This is a genomic window from Achromobacter sp. HNDS-1 (assembly GCF_040084795.1).
In the GTDB taxonomy this organism is placed as follows: Bacteria; Pseudomonadota; Gammaproteobacteria; order Burkholderiales; family Burkholderiaceae_B; genus Achromobacter; species Achromobacter ruhlandii.
Map to the genome: position 1 here is coordinate 750289 of NZ_CP157584.1, position 18536 is coordinate 768824.

The following is an 18536-nucleotide window of genomic DNA, read 5'->3' on the forward strand; positions in this document are numbered from 1 at the left end:
CGGCGGCCCGCCGGCAACGCCACTGGCGTCATCCTGGCGGGGAATCGTCGGCACATGGCCACTGGGTTTTGGCCGCCCGTCGCCGTTAAAGTTCCTGTCAGGCTGAGCCGCTGTCTTGCGGCCGCCACGCGCCTGGCGCACACTTCGGTCCGCCATCACCGCTCCCACCGCTACACGATGTTCGTCGAAAATATCCGTCCCTATTTTGTTTCCACCCTGGCTGCCGCGATGGTTGCCCTGGCCATGCCCGCTAGCGCCCAGTCCCTGAAAACCGGGGACATAGCCGTGCTGGCGTCTTATTACGAGATCCGCGGATCGGATTGCCTGGCCCTGCGCGCGCCCCGCGTCACCATTACCCTGCAGCCGCGCCTGGGCGTCGCCAGCATCGTGCAGACGCGCGGCCAGTCCGGCGATTCCGGACGTTGCGCGTATAAGACAGTGCCGATCGCGCAATTGGTCTATCAAGCCAACCAGCCCGGGTCCGATTCCCTGGCCTGGGAAGTGAAGTACCAGAACAAGACCATCGGAATCCGCCGCTATAGCGCCACGCTCGGCATCGCCCCGGCCCCTTGAGCGAGCCGGCGGCCTTCGCCCCGCAGGCCGGGCGTCGGAACAGGTCCGTGGACAGCCGGTCGGATCGGTCCATCGACTGACCCGCCCTCAGCGCAATCGGCGCCAAGACGGCCGGCTCGGGGTTCGGCCTCATGAACGGGCCTCATGAACCGGCTTCACGGACCGCCCTCACACACCGCCTTCACACACCGCCTTCACACACCGCCTTCACGGACTGGCCACGTGGACCGGCCCCACGGGCCGGTCTCACACTCAGGCCGCGGGCTTGTCGTCGGAGGCGGCCGTGATCGGCGCCGCCTCGTCGTCTTCCACGCCTTCGACGGCCAGCGCGCCCTCTTCCAGCGGCGCCTCGGCGCCGAGGTCGGCCCCGGCATCGGCTTCGGCAGCCGCAACCGTTTTCTTGCGGCGCTCGAACACGGCGGCAAAGAAGCCGTCGGTGCCGTGGACATCCGGTCGCAGCTGGACGTAGGGCCCCTCCAGCTTCAGGTTCTCGCAGCGGGCCGCCAGGATCTCGGCCGCGTCGATGCGCTCGAAGTCGGGGTGACTGGCCAGGAAGCGTTCGGCCTGCACCTCGTTTTCCTCGGCCAGCAGGCTGCAGGTGGCGTACACCAGCCGGCCGCCGGGCGCGACACAACGCGCGGCGCTGTTGAGGATGCGTTCCTGCAATTGGCCCAGTTCAGCCAGCGCCTCGGGATGCTGACGCCATTTCAGGTCGGGATTGCGGCGCAACGTGCCGATGCCGCTGCACGGGGCGTCGACCAGCACGCGCTGGGCCTTGCCGGCCAGCCGCTTGACGCGGGCGTCGTTCTCGCTTTCGATCGCCACCGGCACCACGTTCGACAGGCCGCTGCGGGCAAAGCGCGGCTTGGCGCGCGCCAGGCGGGCCGCCGAGACGTCGAAGGCATAGAGGCGGCCGGTCGAGCGCATCAGCGCCCCCAGCAGCAGGGTCTTGCCGCCAGCGCCGGCGCAGAAGTCGATGACCATTTCGCCGCGGCGCGGCGCCACCAGCAAGGCCAGCAACTGGCTGCCTTCGTCCTGCACCTCGATGCTGCCATTCTCGAACTGCGGCCAGCGGTTAATGGCCGGACGGCCTTCCATGCGGATGCCCCAGGGCGAATACGGCATGGCAACGGGTTCGTAGCGGCCGGCGCTTTGTTGCAGTTCGGCCAGCATGGCGTCGCGTTCGACCTTGAGCGGATTGACGCGCAGGTCCAGGCTGGCCTGGCGGTTGAGCGCTTCGATCAAGGTTTCGGGGCTTTCCATGGCGCCCAGGCGCTCGTCAAGCCAATCGGGGATGCTGCCGCGCACGGCGCGCGGCAGCGTCGCCAGGTCGATCTGCAGGACGCGCTGGAGCCATTCGGCTTCGGCCGGGTCCAGGCCCTCCTGCAGCGTTTCCCTGCCCAGCGTGGCGGCCAGGCCCAGGATGGCCAGGCGGCGCGAAGCCGGCCCCACGCCGCTTTCGCCGAACTGGCGGTAGCGGCGCAGGTGGCGCAGCACGTCGTAGACGGCTTCGGCCACTTCCGAGCGGTCGCGCGCGCCCAGGCCGGGATGGCCACGCAGCCAGTGCGACAGGGCCGCATCGGCCGGGTAGGTCCATTGCAGGATCTCGCCCAGCACACGCTGCACCTGGTCGATGCGGCTGGCGGCATACGACAGGCGCGGCCGGTTGAATTGCGGTTTCTGCGGGGCCGCATCACGCTGGCCCTGGCCTTCGCGACGGTCGGAACCTTGGAAGCCACGCTCGCCATCGCGGCCTTCGCCGCGCGGGGCGCCGTAGGACGGGCGCGAATCCGGACGGCCAAAGCCTTCGCGGCGGTCCGAACCGAAGGAACCGCGCTCGCCGCCACGGCCTTCGCCACGCGGGGCGCCGTAGGACGGGCGCGAATCCGGACGGCCAAAGCCCTCGCGGCGGTCTGAACCGAAGGAACCGCGCTCGCCGCCCCGGCCTTCGCCGCGCGGGGTGCCGTAGGACGGACGCGAATCCGGACGGCCGTAGCCTTCGCGGCGGTCCGAACCGTGGGAACCGCGCTCACCGCCCCGGCCTTCGCCGCGCTGAGAGTCATAAGCGGGGCGTGAATCCGGACGGCCCTGGCCTTCGCGGCGGTCCGAACCGAAGGAACCGCGCTCGCCGCCACGGCCTTCGCCGCGCGAAGCGCCGTAGGACGGGCGCGAATCCGGGCGGCCATAGCCTTCACGGCGGTCCGAACCGAAGGAACCCCGCTCACCGCCACGGCCTTGGCCCTGGCCTTCACGACGGTCCGACCCGTAAGCGCCACGCTCGCCACGGCCTTCACCACGGCCGCCTTCGTAGGAAGGGCGCGGCGTCGGGCGGCCCGAGCCTTCGCGACGATCGCCGCCGAAGGAACCGCGTTCGCCACGGCCTTCGCCGCGCGGCGCCTCATAGGAGGGGCGCGGAGCCGGACGGCTGTCGCGGCGCTCGTCGGGACGGCCTTCGCGGCCGCTGGCGGCGCGCTCGGGGCGTGGCGCGCGCTCCTGGGCGGCGCGGGCCTCGCCCTTGGGACGCGAGAAGAAGGAGCGGCCGTCGCGCCCTTCGGCGGAGCGTCCGCCGGCGGCTGCCGGGCGGGAACGCGGGGATTGGGGTTTGCTCATGGTGTATTCCAGTGGGGCGGACACATGCCGCCCGATAAATGCGATTCAGGGCCATCGGCGGCCCGGCTGCGCGGCTGGCGTCGGCTCAGGCCGCCGCGGACCAGGTGAACAGGCGATCAGGATCGCCCTGCACGTCCACCCGGTGGTCATTCGTCAGGGTAACCCGGCCCTCGGCCAGCCAGCGCACGGCGGTTGGAAAAGCCTGGTGTTCGACTTCCAGCACACGTTCGGCCAGCCTTTCCGGCGTATCGCCGGCCAGGACCGGTACGCAGCCCTGGGCAATGATGGGGCCATGGTCCAGCACCGGCGTCACGAAATGCACGGTGCAGCCATGCACCCGCACCCCGGTGGCCAGCGCCTGGGCGTGCGTGTGCAGCCCCGGGAACGCCGGCAGCAGCGACGGATGGATGTTGACCAGGCGGCCGCTGTAGCGATTGACGAAGCCGGGGGTCAGCACCCGCATGAAGCCGGCCAGGATGACGTAGTCCGGCGCGTGCAGGTCGATTTCCGTGGCCAGCGCGGCGTCGAACGCTTCGCGGCTGGCATAGTCCTTGTGGTACAGCGCCGCCGTGGCGATGCCCTGGGCCGCGGCCCATTCCAGGCCGGCGGCGTCCGGCCGGCTGGCGATCACGGCGGCAATCGTGGCGGGCCAGCCCTGTTGGCGACAGGCCTGGACCAACGCCTGCATGTTGCTGCCTCGTCCCGAGATCAGGATGACGATGCGGCGCGGTGGTGTAGAAGTTTCCGGCAAGATGAGCGATCCAAATTGGGGATGACGAACAATCCCGTAACCCAAAATTGTAAACTCTCGCTCGTGAAACCACCGCTGCGCATCCACCGATCCCTTCCGCCGCCCGCCCAGCGCGCTCCCAGCGCGCTGACCATCGGCAATTTCGACGGCGTCCACCGAGGACACCAGGCCATGCTGGCGCGCGTCTGCCAGGTCGCGCGCGACCGCGGCCTGACGCCCGCCGTGATGACCTTCGAGCCGCACCCGCGCGAGTACTTCGCCACGCTGAACCAGCGTCCCGAGCTGGCGCCCACCCGCATTTCCGGGCTGCGCGACAAGCTGGCGGCGCTGGCCCGCTATGGCGTTTCCCAGGTCGTGGTCGAGCGCTTCAACGCCCGCCTGGCCGAAATGTCGGCCAACGCCTTCATCGAGAACCTGCTGGTGCGGGGGATGGATACCAAGTGGCTGCTGGTGGGCGAGGACTTCCGCTTCGGCCACAAGCGCAGCGGCGACATCGACCTGCTGCGCGAAGCCGGCCTGCGCCATGGCTTCGAGGTGCAGACCCTGGCCGACGTCACCGACCGCCACGGCCACCGCATTTCCAGCTCGGAAGTGCGCACCGCCCTGGCGGTGGGCGACCTGGACCGGGCCCGCCACCTGCTGGGCCACCCCTTCCATATCAGCGGTCACGTGATCCACGGCCAGAAGCTGGGCCGCACCCTGGGCTATCCGACCATGAACCTGCGGGTGGCCGAGCGCTGCGCGGCCCGCTCCGGCATCTATGTGGTGCAGGTCTATGGCCTGGCCGAGCGCGCCCTGCCGGCGGTGGCCAGCCTGGGCGTGCGCCCGACCGTCGAGGACCGCGGACGCGTGCTGTTGGAAGCGCACCTGCTCGACGAGACCATCAACGCATACGGTAAACTCGTGCGTGTCGAATTCCTGCAAAAGCTGCGGGACGAAGAAAAATTTCCTGATCTCCCTTCCCTGACTGCCGCCATCGCCGAAGACGCGCGAAACGCGCGCGCCTATTTTGCCGTTCATGGACTATAAAAAGACCCTCAACCTGCCCGATACCCCCTTCCCCATGCGGGGCGACCTCGCCAAGCGCGAGCCCGCCTGGATTGCGCAGTGGGAGGAAAACCACGTCTACCAGGCGATCCGCGCCGCCAGCCGCGGCCGTCCGCGCTTCGTGCTGCACGACGGTCCGCCCTACGCCAACGGCGACATCCACATCGGCCACGCGGTCAACAAGATCCTGAAGGACATCATCGTCAAAAGCCGCAACATGGCCGGCTACGACGCGCACTACGTGCCGGGCTGGGATTGCCACGGCATGCCGATCGAGATCCAGATCGAGAAGAAGTACGGCAAGCACCTGCCGGTGGCCGAGGTGCAGTCCAAGGCCCGCGCTTACGCGCTCGAGCAGATCGACCGCCAGCGCAAGGACTTCAAGCGCCTGGGCGTGCTGGGCGAGTGGGATCGTCCCTACATGACGATGAACTTCAGCAATGAAGCCGACGAGATCCGCGCCCTGGGCCGCATCCTGGACAAGGGCTACGTGTTCCGCGGCCTCAAGCCCGTGAACTGGTGTTTCGACTGTGGCTCGGCGCTGGCCGAGGCCGAGGTCGAATACGCCGACCGCGTCGACCCGGCGGTGGACGTGGCCTTCCCGTTCGCCGAGCACGACAAGCTGGCCAAGGCCTTCGGCCTGGACAAGGTCGACGACGGCGCCATCGTCATCTGGACCACCACGCCCTGGACCATCCCGTCCAACCAGGCGCTGAACCTGCACCCCGAAATCGAATACGCGCTGGTGCGCGTGTCGCCCGCCCCCAAGTTCGGCCCGCTGCTGCTGATCGCGCGCGACCGAGTCGAGGCCTGCCTGAAGGGTTGGAACCTGGAAGGCGAAGTCATCGCCACGGCCCCGGGCGCGGCGCTGTCGGGCATCGAGTTCCGCCATCCGCTGGCGCAGTTCGAAGCCGCCTACGACCGCAAGGCCCCGGTCTACCTGGGCGAGTACGTCACGGCTGACTCGGGCACTGGCGTGGTGCACTCGGCCCCCGCCTACGGTATCGAGGACTTCATCTCGTGCAAGGAGCACGGCATGAAGGACACCGACTTCATCAGCCCGGTCATGGGCGACGGCAAGTACGTCGACAGCCTGGCGCTGTTCGGCGGCCTGTCGATCTGGGACGCCAACCCCAAGATCGTCGAGGCCCTGAAGGAAGCCGGCGCGCTGATGCACGTCGAAAAGCACAAGCACAGCTACATGCACTGCTGGCGCCACAAGACGCCCATCATCTACCGCGCCACCAGCCAGTGGTTCGCCGGCATGGACGTGCAGCCCAAGGACGGCGGCCCGACCCTGCGCGAATCGGCGCTGGCCGGCATCGACGCCACGGCCTTCTACCCGGCCTGGGGCCGCGCCCGCCTGCACGCCATGATCGCCAACCGTCCGGACTGGACCCTGTCGCGCCAGCGCCAGTGGGGCACGCCGATGGCCTTCTTCGTGCACAAGGAAACCGGCGCGCTGCATCCGCGCACCTCCGAATTGCTGGAACAGGTCGCGCAACGCGTCGAGCAAGGCGGCATCGAGGCCTGGCAGACGCTGGACCCGCGCGAGCTGCTGGGCGACGAAGCCGATCAATACGAAAAGAACCGCGACACGCTGGACGTGTGGTTCGACTCGGGCAGCACCCACGCCACCGTGCTGGGCGGCAAGGACGGCGATTTCGCCGGCTCGCACGGCGCCGAACTGGGCTGGCCCGCCGATCTCTACCTGGAAGGCTCCGACCAGCACCGCGGCTGGTTCCATTCCTCGCTGCTGACCGGCTGCATGCTGTATGGCCAGCCGCCCTACAAGGCCCTGCTGACGCACGGCTTCGTGGTGGACGGCCAGGGCCGCAAGATGAGCAAGTCGGTCGGCAACGTGATCGCGCCGCAAAAGGTGTCCGATTCGCTGGGCGCCGAAATCCTGCGCCTGTGGGTCGCCTCCACCGACTACTCGGGCGAGCTGTCGATCTCCGACGAAATCCTCAAGCGCGTGGTCGAAGGCTACCGCCGTATCCGCAACACGCTGCGCTTCCTGCTGGCCAACCTGGCCGACTTCGACGCCGTGTCGCAATCCGTGCCCTACGGCGAGCTGTTCGAGATCGACCGCTATGCGCTGGCCATGACGGCGCAGATGCAGGCCGAGGTGCAGGGCCACTACGAACGCTACGACTTCCACCCGGCGGTTTCGCGCCTGCAGACGTTCTGCTCGGAAGACCTGGGCGCGTTCTACCTGGATATCCTGAAAGACCGCCTGTACACCTCGAAGGTGGACAGCGTGGCCCGCCGCTCGGCCCAGACCGCGCTGCTGGACATCACCCAGACGCTGCTCAAGCTGATGGCGCCGATCCTGTCGTTCACGGCCGAAGAGGCCTGGAAGGAACTGGTCGGCTCGGCCCTGAAGCACCAGGCCGACGCCGCCCGCGTCACCATCTTCACCGAGGTCTACCACGCGCTGCCGCCGTTCGCCGACGCCGAGGCCCTGTCGGCCAAGTGGACGCGCCTGCGCGCCATCCGCGCCGAAGTCCAGCGCAAACTGGAAGAAGTGCGCACGGCCGGCGACATCGGTTCGTCGCTGCAGGCCGAGGTCGACCTGTACGCCAGCGGCGAAGACCAGCAATTGCTGGCCAGCCTGGGCGACGACCTGCGCTTCGTGCTGATCGTCTCGCGCGCCACCGTGCACGCCGGCGAAGGCGAGACCCGCATCGAGGTCACGCCGTCCAGGCACAAGAAGTGCGAGCGCTGCTGGCACTGGCGCCTGGACGTGGGCCAGGATCCGGATCACCCCGAGATCTGCGGCCGCTGCGTGTCCAACCTGTTCGGCTCGGGCGAAGCCCGCGACAAGGCCTGAGCATGGCCGGCCCCCAAGGCACCGCCAGCGCGGCGTCCGCCAGCGCGCCCCCCGCAAGGGTGGGCCGCTGGCTGGCCATCGCGCTGGCCATCATCGTCCTGGACCAGCTGACCAAGGTGTACTTCAACACCTCGTACCAGTACGGCGAGCGGCTGAACCTGCTGCCGTTCTTCGACTTCACGCTGCTGTATAACCGCGGCGCGGCGTTCAGCTTCCTGGCATCCGAGGAAGGCTGGCAACGCTGGCTGTTCACCGGCCTGGGCATCGTCGCCGCGGTGGTCATCACCGTCATCCTGCGCCGCACCCGTGGCCAGCCGCGCTTCTGCCTGGCGCTGACCCTGATCCTGGGCGGCGCCATCGGCAACGTGATCGACCGGGTGGTGTATGGCCACGTGGTGGACTTCCTGCTGTTCTACTGGCGCGACTGGTATTTCCCGGCCTTCAATCTGGCGGACGTGGGCATCAGCTGCGGCGCCGTGCTGCTGGTGCTGGACGAGCTGCTGCGGGCGCGCAAGCCGCGCGCCTGACGCCCTCCCCGCCCCCTTCGAAACCCGGCCCTCGGCCGGGTTTTTGTCCATTTGAGCCCCCCTGCACGCATGGCGAACGGCGCGATGTGGCAATGCGGAATAAAATCACTGTCCGTTCCCTGATTCGACGGCATCCAAACGCCGTCCGACGCCCATGCTCGACCTCGCCCGCAAACGCATCGTCCTCGGCCTGACCGGTGGCATCGCCTGCTACAAAATCGCCGAGCTGGTGCGGCGCATGACCGAACAAGGCGCCGTCGTCGATGTGGTGATGACCGAGGCGGCCACGCACTTCATCACGCCGGTGACCATGCAGGCCCTGTCCGGCCGTCCGGTGTTCGTCGATGCCTGGGACCCGCGGGTGCCCAACAACATGGCGCACATCGACCTGACGCGCGGCGCCGACGCCGTGCTGATCGCGCCGGCCAGCACCGACTTCATGGCCAAGCTGGCGCACGGCATGGCCGACGACCTGCTGTCGACGCTGTGCGTGGCGCGCGCCTGCCCGCTGCTTGTCGCGCCCGCCATGAACCGCGAAATGTGGGCCAACCCGGCGACCCAGCGCAACGTGGCGCAACTGCGCGCCGACGGCATCAGCATCCTGGGCCCGTCGGCCGGCGAACAGGCCTGTGGCGAGACCGGCGACGGGCGCATGCTTGAAGCCCATGAAATCCTCGCGGACCTGATCGCCTTCTTCCAGCCCAAGCTGCTGGCCGGCCGCCACGTGCTGCTGACCGCCGGCCCCACCTCCGAGCCGGTCGATCCGGTGCGCGTGCTGAGCAACCGCTCGTCGGGCAAGACCGGCTACGCCCTGGCCCGCGCCGCGCGCGAAGCCGGCGCCCGCGTCACGCTGATCACCGGCGCCACCGCCCTGCCCGTGCCGCGCGGCGTCACCGCCCTGTCGGTGATGACGGCGCGGCAGATGCACGACGCGGTGATGGCCAGCGCCGCCGACGCCGACATCTTCATCGCCGTGGCGGCCGTGGCCGACTGGCGCGTCAAGAACGTCAGCAACCAGAAGCTGAAGAAGACCAGCGAAGGCGGCGGCGCGCCGCAGATGGAATTCGAGCCCAATCCCGACATCCTGGCCGAAGTGGCCAAACTGAAGGACGGGCCGTGGTGCGTGGGTTTTGCGGCAGAGACCGAAAAGCTGGCCGAGCACGCCGAGGCCAAGCGCCAGCGCAAGGGCATTCCGCTGCTGGTGGGCAACCTGGCGCACAAGGTGATGGACGCCGACACCACCGAACTGGTGCTGTTCGACGCGCAGGGCGCGCACCCGCTGCCGGCCGCCGACAAGCTGGACGCCGCGCGCCGCCTGATCGCCGAGATCGCGGCCCGGCTGCCGGCCTGACACGCCCGCGTTCGTCCGGGCCAAAAAAAACGCCAGACGCGAGTCTGGCGTTTTTGTTTGCGGCGCCCGCCGAGGCCGGCGCGCGGCGGCCTTATTGTTCCAGGCTGATGTTGGCGGCGCGCACGATATCGGCCCACTGCTTGCGGTCGTTCTCCAGGAACTGGCCGAACTGCTCGGGCGTCATGCCGGTGACCGGCTCCGAACCCAGGCCGGCCATCTTCTCCTTCACGCCGGGCTGCTTGAGCACGTCCTGCAGCGCCGCGTAGTAGGCGGCCAGCACGTCGGCCGGCAGGCCGGCCGGCGCGAACACGCCCTGCCAGGTCGGCATGTCGAAGCCCTTCAGGCCCTGCTCGTCCAGCGTGGGCACGTCGGGCAATTGCGGCGAACGCTTGAGCGAGGCCACGCCGATGGCCTTGACCTTGCCCTGCAGCGCCAGCGGCGCGGCGGTGGAGATGTTGTCCATCGTCATCGCGATATGGCCGCCCAGCAGGTCGGTGATGACGGGCGCCGCGCCACGGTAGGCCGCGTGCGGCACCTTCACGCCCAGCTTGTACAGCATGGTCTCGGCGATCAGGTGGTTGGAGATGCCCACGCCGGCGGTGCCGTAGGTGGCGGTCGGCGTCTTCTGGAAGTAGTCCTTCAGTTCGGCCAGGTTGTTGGCCGGCACGTCCTTGTTGACGATGACCACGTTGGGCTGCACCGCCGCCAGCGTGATGGGCGTGAAGTCGGTCGGCTTGTAGCTGGTGCCCTTGGCGTTGAGCACATGGGTGATGGCCATGGAGCCGGCCGCGGCGATACCGATGGTGTAGCCATCGGGCTGCGATTGCGACAGGCGGAAAGCCATGATGTTGCCGCCGGCGCCGGCCAGGTTTTCCACCACCACGGTCTGGCCCAGGCGCTGCGACAGCGGCTCGGCCAGCAGGCGCGCCAGCGTGTCGGCGGAGCCGCCGGGCGCGAAGCCCACCAGCAGGCGCACCGGCTTGGTCGGTTTCCAGGCGTCGGCGGCCAGGGCCGGCGCGGCCGCCAGGGCGCTGGCGGCGAACAGTGCGCCCACGGCGCGTTGCAAAGTACGGCTGAACATGAAGTCGATTCCCTTATTCCAATATTTGCGCGAGCGCCTGCGCGACCAGGCGGTTGGACAGCAGGACCGGGCGACCCGATGCCTGTGCCACCGCCTGCCGCATGCGTTCGGCGTAACCCATGCAGTGCATGACGACGAAATCACAGTCGGCCAGATCCTGGCCGGCCTGCGTGAAACGTTCGGCCGCGCGCCCGGCGTCGGCCTCGTAGGGGGAGGCGTGCACCACCGAGGTCGCGCATTCCAGCGGCACGGCCATGTGGAAGGCGTCGACCTGGGCTTCCAGCGGCACCACCAGGCCGACCTTGCGGCAGTGCTGCGCCAGGCCCGCGACCAGGTGGTCGACGACCTGCTGCGGCTCGACCACCAGCGTGCGCATCGGCGCGATCGCGGTGCCCGTGCACAGCGGCACCAGCACGTCGTAGCCGGCCGCATCGGCCTCGCGCATCACCTGCGCCAGCCGGGCCTCGACGGCAGCGGCGTCCAGTTCGATCTGGCTGCCGTCGCGCATGCGCGTGGCGAAGCGATATTCGCCCGGGCGCGGCGCCAGCGCGGCCAGCCCGGCGGCATCCAGGCCGTCGAGCGCGCCGAACTCGTCGATGCGCACGTGTTCACCCAGCAGCGGCGCCATTTCCGGCACCACATCGCTGCGCGGCGACTGGCCGATAGTGAAGAACGCCACGCGGCGCGCGCGAAGCGCGCTCATTGCGCCGCCCCCGGCTCGCGGCCGGTGGTCTGCAGGTGCGCCATGGAGCCATAGCGGCCTTGCAGCGCCGCCCATTCGGCGGCGTCGAAGAATGTCATGGCGCCCTGCCCGAAGAGCTTGGCGATCTCGATGCAGAAACGCATCGCCACGTCGGCGTCGACGGCATTGGTCACGCCCGTGGCGCAACCGGGCACGGTGGTCTGCGCGGTCAGCGCCACGCCCACCACCGGCGCATCGGTGACGATGGCCGGCTGCATCAGCGAATTGACGTGCCACAAGCCATTTTCATAGGGCGTGATGTCCTGCGTGGTCAGCGGCAGCGTCGATGGCAGCTCGCCGCTGACCCAGCCCATCACGTCCAGCATGGTCTCGGGAATGCGCAACAGATAACCCTGTTTGGCAACGGGCGTCAGCGCCACGCCGCGCCGGTTCACCAGTCGGTTGCCCCGGGTCGTATCCACCGACAGGATCGCATCCATGCGCGGGTCGACTTCGTGCGACATCATTTCGCGCATCGGGAACGGCGACCGCATCATCGGCACCGGATGGTGCGGACGGGTGCCGGCGCGCGGGCAGATGTGGGTGCGGATGCGCACGGTGCCGGGCAGCACATCGCCCTGGCGCGCCATGGCCATGATCTTGAGCGCCGAGGCGATGGCGACCACTGCGCCATCGCTGTCGGACACCAGGCCAGTGACGGCCGGGCGCGCGCCGATGCCACCCAGGCGGCCGACGATGCCCAGTTGGGGCGCGGCCGGATCGGCGCCGGGAATGACGATGGACAGGAACTCCGTCGCCGCGCCGTCTCGCGCCAGCGGCGTGACTTCGACCTCGCAATCGCCGGCCGCGCGCAGTACCTGCGCCACCGCTTCGCCCGTGATATGCGCGGAGGACAGCAGTTCGATGGTGTCGATGACCTGCTTCATGCCGGGATCTCCAGCGGGCCGGGCGCGAACACGCGCGGCTCGGCGCTGCCGACGAACAGCGGCGCATCATGCGGGCCGACCAGCGTGATGGCGGCATCGCGCACGCGCAGCGCGCTGCCTTCGGGCAGGCCGAGCACCGGGATGGTCGGATTCAACGTGCAGAACTCGGCCAGGCGTTGTGCGCGGGTTTCGCCGCGATGGCCGGGCGGGTGGGCATTGGTGTAGTGCGGATTGATCTGGAAGGACAGCAGGCCGAGCGCGTCGAAGCCGCCGGGATCGGTGATCGGCATGTCGTTGGTGGTGCAGATGCTGGGACACGCCAGGTTCGAGCCCGCGCTCCAGCCCAGGTAGGCCGCGCCCTCGCGCACGCGGCGCGCCACCACGCTCAGCAGCCCCTGACGGCGCAGTTGACCGAGCAGGTTGAAGGTATTGCCGCCGCCGACAATGATGACGGCGGCCTTCTCCAGCGCGGCCGCCGGGTCGGCAGCGCGGTGCAGCGGCTGGATGTCCAGGCCGGTGTCGGCCAGCGCCGTGGTGACCAGCGTGGTGTAGTCATCCCAGTTGCGGGTGACACCCGCGTACGGCACGAACACCGCCGGCGCGCCGGCGGGCAGCGCGGCGATCAGTTCGCGGATATCGGGCAGGGCATGGACCAGGTAGCCGGCGTCGCTGCTGGAATTGCTGAGAAGCAGGAGATTCATGAGTGGGGTTCCGTGGAATCGGGAAAGTCGGAGCGCCGCGCGCAGGCGGCCGGATGGGGCAATAGGGTCAATCGGTGGGAAGCCGGGCCATCAGGCCAGCCAATAGGGATCGTTCAATTCGCGCCCCAGCGCCGCGACCTGTCGCATGAGCGAATCACGCAGCGCGGCCACACGGGCGGCGTCGACCTGGAAGGAAACGAAAGACAGGCACAGGCCGCGCAATTCGCCGCTGTCCGGATCGCGCACCGCCGCCGCCACGGCGCCGATGCCGGGCATGGCCTGGTCGATGGCGACGCCGTAGTGGTCGGCGCGGGTCTGGGCCACGCGCTGCGCCAGTTCGCCCACGGTGGCCGGGCAGTCCTTGCCCTCCACCGGCAGCGGCTGGGCCGGATCGGCACCGTACAGCGCGTCGAACTCATCCTGGGTCAGGCGCGACAGCAGGGCGCGGCCCATTGCCGTGCCCGAGGCGGCACGGCGCGAACCCGGCGGCGACAGCACCTGCACCGGATGCGAACCGTTCAAGCGCTGCAGCACCACCGTTTCACGCTGATTCAGGGTGGACAGGTACGCAGTCAGCCCGCTGTCGTCGGACAGGCGCGCAAGCACCTTGCGGCAGGCTTCGTCCAGCGGCGTGGCGGCCTGGCTCGCGCGCACCGCTTGTGACAGCAAGGCGCCGGCGCGATAGCGGCGCGTGGCCGCGTCCTGGTCAAGCAGTCCGTAATGCTGCATCTGGTTCAGCAGGCGCGACGCGGTGCTCTTGGGCATCGCCAGGCGCTGCGCCACGTCGGTGAAGCTCAGTTCCACGGCGCCTTCCGCGTAAAGCGCCAGCACGCGCTGCACGCCATCGAGAATACTCATCTTGTTCCAATAAACGGAACTACTGTTCCTTAATATCGAACAAGAATAATGCAACGGCGGATTTATGGTCAATACGGGACGGCCCCAGGTCACGCCCCCCCGGCGACGACCGCGCCGCCCCTCGCCCACCTGGCTGGACGAAAAAAAAGCCCGCCGAAGCGGGCGGGCCTGCCAGACAGCGCCACGCGCCGCGGTCAGCGCGTCGCGGTCTGCGCCCATTGCGCCAGCGGCAGCGGCGGTTGCGCATGCAGGATGCGCGCCAGCACCAGCTTGAATTCGGCCCAGCCGCCCCGGGCGCCCGGCCAGCCCGACGGGGTCACGGGCCGCCAGCCGCCGTCGGCGTCGCGCTCGGCCATCTTGAAGCGAAAGTTGTAATGTCCCGCCACGCCCATTCGCAGGTCGGTCACCACCAGCGCGTCGCCCACGGCGTCATAGCGCAGCCAATCATCGGTGAACCAGCGCAGGCGCTGCAGCAGCGGCATGTCCGCCAACGCATGGCCCAGTTGCGGATTGAGCGGCAGGCGCAGCCATTCCGGCGGTTCACGGTCGAACCAGCTGCTGACGGCCTCGTAGTAATGGCCATCGGGCGTCTTGGCGATGACACGCCACAACAGCGTGTTCAGCGGCATGGGCACGGCGCGCAATTCGGTAACGGCGATGCCCTGCGCCTGCATGGCCTCGCGCACCCGATCTTCCGCGGCGATGCGGCCGGCCAGTCCGAAGCCAAGGTAGGTCGTGCTGAAGACCAGCGCGGCGGCCAGCAGGCGGCGAGCGCCCGGCGTCAAACCCGCGATCAGCGCGTAGACCGCCGCCAGCAGCAGCGGCACGGTATACACGGGATCGATGATGAAGATCGCCGACCAGCTTTCCGGAATCGACGGCAATGGCCAGAACAACTGCGTCCCGTAGACCGTGAACGCGTCCAGCACGGGATGCGTCACCAGTACGAGCCACAACGTCAGGAAGAGGCGTCCCGCGCTGTACTGCGCCTGCGGCCAGTACTTGCGGATCAGCCAGGTCAGCAGCGCCGCCAGACCGGTCAGCACGAAGATCGAATGCGAGAAACCGCGATGGTACGTCATCAGTGAGACGGGGTCGGGGTAGCGCATCAACACATCCAGGTCCGGCACCGTCGCCAGCGCCGCGCCGTAGATCAGCGCACGCCGGCCCTGCACGCGCCCCAGCAGCGCCCCCTGTATGCCCGCGCCCAGCACGGCTTGTGTAACCGAATCCATAGAACTCCGACGATAGCCTTCGATAGAGCGCATGTTTCACGCGGCTCCACCATGCAGGCGTTAAGATACCCGATTACGTTCAGCTAATTTTCAACTTCCGCCTCATGGACCAATACATCGACAAGATCGGCGTGCTGATCGAAACCAACCAGGCGTGGGCCGGCCCCATCACTTTCCTGCTCACCCTGGGGGAATCGATGGTGTTGCTGGGCCTGTTCATCCCCGCGACCGCGCTGATGCTGCTGACTGGCGGCCTGATCGGCGCGGGCACGCTCGATCCGTGGAGCATCCTGGCCTGGGGCATCGCCGGCGCCATCGTCGGTGACGCCCTGTCGTACGCGCTGGGCCGCTGGGCCGGCCCCAGCGTGCTGCGCCGCTGGCCGCTCAAGCAGCAGCGCACCGCCGTCGCCCGCGCCCGGCTGTTCTTCTACCGCTATGGCTTCGCCTCGGTGCTGATCGGCCGCTTCCTGGGCCCGATCCGCTCGACCATTCCGACCGTGGCGGGCGTCATGGGCATGGCCCATGGCCGCTTCCAGATGGCCAACGTGCTGTCGGCCGTGTTGTGGATGCCACTGATGCTGGCGCCGGGCTACATCACCGCGCGCAGCCTGGGCGCCGCCGAGAACGCGCAGCAGATCGCCATGATGATCGGCGCGGGCTTCTCAGTGCTGCTAGGATGCGGACTTCTGGTCGCGATGATGCGCAAGCGCCGGCAGCCGGCGCGCATCCGTCGCGGCAACTAGCGGAGAACGGCATGGCCATCGACCTGGAGCCCAAAGACGGCGACTTCGCGCGCTACATCGAGAATCTGTCACGCGCGGGCGGGGCCACGCCCGGCCGGGTGCCGGGCAAGGCCGAGGCCAAGCGCCAGGGCGCCGCGCCGGCCGCCACGCCCGCGTCGACGCCCGCGCCCGTGCCGAGCCAGGGCTCCCTGAACGACCTGACCTGGGGCAAGACGGCCCCGCCGCCGCTGCAATCGCGCCGCGCCGATAGCGTGCCGCCCACCGTCGCCCCCGGCCAGACCGACGCCGAGGCGGTCTCGCTGGCCAAGCGCGCGCGCCAGCGCAAGCAAGGCATCTTCCTGACCATCGCCGGCGCGGTAGCCGGCTGGGCCGCGGTCAACATCGCTTTCAAGGCGCTGCACGCGCCGCGCTTCGACCTGGACGACTTCATGCCGGCGGTATTCCTGGGCTTCTTCGCGCTGATGCTGTTCAAGGCGGCCAGCGGCGCCCGCGACCCGCGCAAGCGGCCGCTGGAAAAGCTGCCGCCGCTCAAGACCTCGTCGTACCGCAAGGATGCGTGAGCGGACGCGGCAGCGGCGGCAATGGTGCTAACATTTCCGCCGCTGTCGAACAGACCCCACGAATACCGGAGTGAAAGTGAATAACGTTGTCGGATTGAACCAGGCCCAGGCGGCCACGATGCTGAAGCTGCAAGGCGACCTGAACAGCATGATCAATCCGGACTGGATCAACGGCGGCGCCCGCTTCCTGCGCGCCGCCTTCGTCGAATCGGCCGAGGCCCTGGAGCACTACGGCTGGAAGTGGTGGAAGAAGCAGACCATCGACCTGCCGCAGGTGCAGATGGAACTGGTCGACATCCTGCATTTCTACCTGTCGCACACCATCGTGCAGGCCAAGGGCGACGTCAACGCCGCCGCCGCCGCGCTGGTGGCCGACCTGGCCGGCCCCGCCTCGATCACGCTGGACGGCAAGAGCTACGCGCTGGCCAGCCTGAACGTGCCCGAACTGCTGGAACTGATCGGCGGCCTGGCGGTGTGTGGCCGCGCCAGCTTCAAGCTGCTCGAGCAGAGCATGACCGCCTGCGAGATGAGCTGGAACGATGCCTACACCCAGTACGTTTCCAAGAACGTGCTGAACATCTTCCGCCAGCAACATGGCTACAAGGAAGGCACCTACATCAAGATCTGGAACGGCGAAGAGGACAACGTGGTGCTGGCGCGCCTGCTGTCGCAGCACGACGCCGCCCGCGCCGACTTCGCGGAGATCCTGCATCGCGAACTGGAAGCGGCGTATTCGCGCCTGTAAGCGCGCACCGTCCGCCCATGAAAAACGCCGCGTCACGCGGCGTTTTTCTTTGGACGACGGTCGCGCGCTAGCGCTGGCCGAAGCGCGTCTCGCCGAACAGTTCCTTCAGCTCGCGCGGCTGCGACCGCCAGTACTGGCGCGGCGCGGCGACCTGCCCGCCCAGTTGCGCGGCGGCATGCCAGGGCCAGCGCGGGTCGTACAGCATGCCACGCGCCAGCGCCACCATGTCGGCCTGGCCTTGCGCCAGGATGTCCTCGGCCTGTTGCGCCTCGGTGATCAGGCCCACCGTGATGGTGGGCAGGCCGACCGCGCGCTTGAGGGCGTCGGCGAACGGCACCTGGTAGTTCGGCCCCACCGGGATCTTCTGCAGCGGCGACACGCCGCCGCTGGAGACGTCGATGAACTCACAGCCCAATTCCTTGAGCCGCAGCGCGAACGCCTCCGTCTGCGCCGGGTCCCAGCCGCCCTCGACCCAGTCGGTGGCCGACACCCGCACGCCCAGCGCCACCGACGACGGCGTCACTTCGCGCACCGCGCGGAACACTTCCAGCGGAAAGCGCATGCGGTTCTCCAGCGAACCGCCGTATTCGTCGTCGCGCTGGTTGGCCAGCGGCGACAGGAACTGATGCAGCAGATAGCCGTGGGCCGCGTGCAGTTCGATGGCATCGAAGCCCAGGCGGATGGCGCGGCGGGCGCTGTCGACGAAGGCGTCGCGCACCCGCGCCAGGCCAGCGGCGTCAAGCGCGCGTGGCGCCGGCTCGGAGGCATTGTGCGGCAGCGCCGAAGGCGCCCAGCCCTGCCAGCCGCCCTGCTCCGGCGGCACCAGTTGGCCGCCCTCCCAGGGCGCATGGCTGGACGCCTTGCGGCCGGCGTGGCCCAGCTGGATGCCGAGCTTGATGGGCGAATAACGGCGCACCGCCTGCACCACGCGGCCCAGCGCGGCCTCGGTCTCGTCGGACCAGAGGCCCAGGTCACCCGGGGAGATGCGGCCGTCGGCCTCGACCGCGGTGGCTTCGGTAAACAGCAGCGCCGCGCCCGACAGCGCAAGGTGGCCCAGGTGGATCATGTGCCAGTCGGTGGCGCGGCCCTCGTCGGCCGAGTACTCGCACATGGGCGCGATGACGATGCGGTTGGCCAGTTCGACATTGCCGACTGACGTGGGACTGAAAAGATGACTCATGCGTAAGGCTCCGGGCGATGGACGCGGATGCACAGCATAGCGCCGGCATCCGCCCGCGCGGCCAATCCCGACGCCCGCGTGGGGATTTAGGGCGGGACGAGGCCCGCCCTTT

The 18536-nt window shown here is 68.9% G+C and carries 17 protein-coding genes; 8 read left to right on the forward strand and 9 right to left on the reverse strand.

What is annotated here, in order from left to right; translation table 11 throughout:
* Positions 1-177: 177 nt before the first annotated feature.
* Positions 178-573, forward strand: a complete 396-nt coding sequence (locus ABFG95_RS03305) for a hypothetical protein (protein WP_278991509.1) — start codon at positions 178-180, stop codon at positions 571-573.
* Between the two features lie 252 nt (positions 574-825).
* Here the strand turns inward: ABFG95_RS03305 and ABFG95_RS03310 are convergent, their stop codons facing one another.
* Complete coding sequence (locus ABFG95_RS03310; protein ID WP_341461514.1) at positions 826-2190, reverse strand: RsmB/NOP family class I SAM-dependent RNA methyltransferase; 1365 nt, start codon at positions 2188-2190, stop codon at positions 826-828.
* A gap of 1078 nt (positions 2191-3268) precedes the next feature.
* Positions 3269-3934: a phosphoribosylglycinamide formyltransferase gene (gene purN, locus ABFG95_RS03315; protein WP_049073141.1), complete on the reverse strand. Its 666-nt coding sequence runs from the start codon at positions 3932-3934 to the stop codon at positions 3269-3271.
* Positions 3935-3997: 63 nt separating this feature from the next.
* Here purN and ABFG95_RS03320 point away from each other — a divergent pair, with 63 nt between their 5' ends.
* The 4 genes from ABFG95_RS03320 (at position 3998) to coaBC (ending at position 9692) form a co-directional block, all read left to right on the forward strand.
* Entirely contained in the window at positions 3998-4963 is a 966-nt protein-coding gene (locus ABFG95_RS03320) for a bifunctional riboflavin kinase/FAD synthetase (RefSeq protein WP_063568717.1), read from the forward strand.
* A complete protein-coding gene (gene ileS / locus ABFG95_RS03325; RefSeq protein ID WP_278991486.1) occupies positions 4953-7814 on the forward strand; it encodes an isoleucine--tRNA ligase in 2862 nt (953 codons plus the stop codon). Before ABFG95_RS03320 ends, ileS begins: the two co-directional genes overlap by 11 nt.
* A gap of 2 nt (positions 7815-7816) precedes the next feature.
* Entirely contained in the window at positions 7817-8341 is a 525-nt protein-coding gene (gene lspA / locus ABFG95_RS03330) for a signal peptidase II (protein WP_348995458.1), read from the forward strand.
* Between the two features lie 154 nt (positions 8342-8495).
* The gene (gene coaBC, locus ABFG95_RS03335; protein ID WP_059271442.1) at positions 8496-9692 is read left to right on the forward strand and encodes a bifunctional phosphopantothenoylcysteine decarboxylase/phosphopantothenate--cysteine ligase CoaBC; all 1197 of its coding nucleotides are present in this window, start codon (positions 8496-8498) and stop codon (positions 9690-9692) included.
* A gap of 91 nt (positions 9693-9783) precedes the next feature.
* Here the strand turns inward: coaBC and ABFG95_RS03340 are convergent, their stop codons facing one another.
* The 6 genes from ABFG95_RS03340 to ABFG95_RS03365 form a co-directional block, all read right to left on the reverse strand.
* Complete coding sequence (locus ABFG95_RS03340) at positions 9784-10773, reverse strand: tripartite tricarboxylate transporter substrate binding protein (protein ID WP_049073136.1); 990 nt, start codon at positions 10771-10773, stop codon at positions 9784-9786.
* A gap of 13 nt (positions 10774-10786) precedes the next feature.
* Positions 10787-11476, reverse strand: coding sequence for an AroM family protein (locus ABFG95_RS03345; RefSeq protein ID WP_278991482.1), 690 nt, complete (start codon positions 11474-11476; stop codon positions 10787-10789).
* Positions 11473-12402: a DUF1177 domain-containing protein gene (locus ABFG95_RS03350; RefSeq protein WP_169537779.1), complete on the reverse strand. Its 930-nt coding sequence runs from the start codon at positions 12400-12402 to the stop codon at positions 11473-11475. Before ABFG95_RS03350 ends, ABFG95_RS03345 begins: the two co-directional genes overlap by 4 nt.
* Positions 12399-13103, reverse strand: a complete 705-nt coding sequence (gene pepE / locus ABFG95_RS03355) for a dipeptidase PepE (protein ID WP_278991478.1) — start codon at positions 13101-13103, stop codon at positions 12399-12401. Before pepE ends, ABFG95_RS03350 begins: the two co-directional genes overlap by 4 nt.
* Positions 13104-13193: 90 nt before the next feature.
* Positions 13194-13961 (reverse strand): IclR family transcriptional regulator, encoded by a 768-nt coding sequence (locus ABFG95_RS03360; protein WP_049073132.1) that lies wholly within the window; start codon positions 13959-13961, stop codon positions 13194-13196.
* Positions 13962-14155: 194 nt separating this feature from the next.
* Complete coding sequence (locus tag ABFG95_RS03365; protein ID WP_348995459.1) at positions 14156-15196, reverse strand: metal-dependent hydrolase; 1041 nt, start codon at positions 15194-15196, stop codon at positions 14156-14158.
* Positions 15197-15300: 104 nt separating this feature from the next.
* Here ABFG95_RS03365 and ABFG95_RS03370 point away from each other — a divergent pair, with 104 nt between their 5' ends.
* The 3 genes from ABFG95_RS03370 to ABFG95_RS03380 all read left to right on the forward strand — a co-directional run bounded on the left by ABFG95_RS03370 (position 15301) and on the right by ABFG95_RS03380 (position 17244).
* Positions 15301-15939, forward strand: coding sequence for a DedA family protein (locus ABFG95_RS03370; protein ID WP_049073130.1), 639 nt, complete (start codon positions 15301-15303; stop codon positions 15937-15939).
* 11 nt (positions 15940-15950) lie between these two features.
* Entirely contained in the window at positions 15951-16499 is a 549-nt protein-coding gene (locus ABFG95_RS03375; RefSeq protein ID WP_100509202.1) for a hypothetical protein, read from the forward strand.
* A gap of 118 nt (positions 16500-16617) precedes the next feature.
* Complete coding sequence (locus ABFG95_RS03380) at positions 16618-17244, forward strand: dUTPase (RefSeq protein ID WP_174655167.1); 627 nt, start codon at positions 16618-16620, stop codon at positions 17242-17244.
* A 67-nt stretch (positions 17245-17311) separates the two neighbouring features.
* Here the strand turns inward: ABFG95_RS03380 and ABFG95_RS03385 are convergent, their stop codons facing one another.
* A complete protein-coding gene (locus tag ABFG95_RS03385) occupies positions 17312-18424 on the reverse strand; it encodes an NADH:flavin oxidoreductase/NADH oxidase (protein ID WP_049073127.1) in 1113 nt (370 codons plus the stop codon).
* Positions 18425-18536: the final 112 nt, after the last annotated feature.

Coding starts and splice junctions, on each gene's coding strand:
- ileS (WP_278991486.1), top strand. CDS start 4,953: ATGGACTATAAAAAGACCCTCAACCTGCCCGATACCCCCTTCCCCATG.
- pepE (WP_278991478.1), bottom strand. CDS start 13,103: ATGAATCTCCTGCTTCTCAGCAATTCCAGCAGCGACGCCGGCTACCTG.
- ABFG95_RS03385 (WP_049073127.1), bottom strand. CDS start 18,424: ATGAGTCATCTTTTCAGTCCCACGTCAGTCGGCAATGTCGAACTGGCC.
- ABFG95_RS03365 (WP_348995459.1), bottom strand. CDS start 15,196: ATGGATTCGGTTACACAAGCCGTGCTGGGCGCGGGCATACAGGGGGCG.
- ABFG95_RS03375 (WP_100509202.1), top strand. CDS start 15,951: ATGGCCATCGACCTGGAGCCCAAAGACGGCGACTTCGCGCGCTACATC.
- ABFG95_RS03370 (WP_049073130.1), top strand. CDS start 15,301: ATGGACCAATACATCGACAAGATCGGCGTGCTGATCGAAACCAACCAG.
- ABFG95_RS03380 (WP_174655167.1), top strand. CDS start 16,618: ATGCTGAAGCTGCAAGGCGACCTGAACAGCATGATCAATCCGGACTGG.
- ABFG95_RS03305 (WP_278991509.1), top strand. CDS start 178: ATGTTCGTCGAAAATATCCGTCCCTATTTTGTTTCCACCCTGGCTGCC.
- ABFG95_RS03350 (WP_169537779.1), bottom strand. CDS start 12,402: ATGAAGCAGGTCATCGACACCATCGAACTGCTGTCCTCCGCGCATATC.
- lspA (WP_348995458.1), top strand. CDS start 7,817: ATGGCCGGCCCCCAAGGCACCGCCAGCGCGGCGTCCGCCAGCGCGCCC.
- ABFG95_RS03360 (WP_049073132.1), bottom strand. CDS start 13,961: ATGAGTATTCTCGATGGCGTGCAGCGCGTGCTGGCGCTTTACGCGGAA.
- ABFG95_RS03340 (WP_049073136.1), bottom strand. CDS start 10,773: ATGTTCAGCCGTACTTTGCAACGCGCCGTGGGCGCACTGTTCGCCGCC.
- coaBC (WP_059271442.1), top strand. CDS start 8,496: ATGCTCGACCTCGCCCGCAAACGCATCGTCCTCGGCCTGACCGGTGGC.
- ABFG95_RS03345 (WP_278991482.1), bottom strand. CDS start 11,476: ATGAGCGCGCTTCGCGCGCGCCGCGTGGCGTTCTTCACTATCGGCCAG.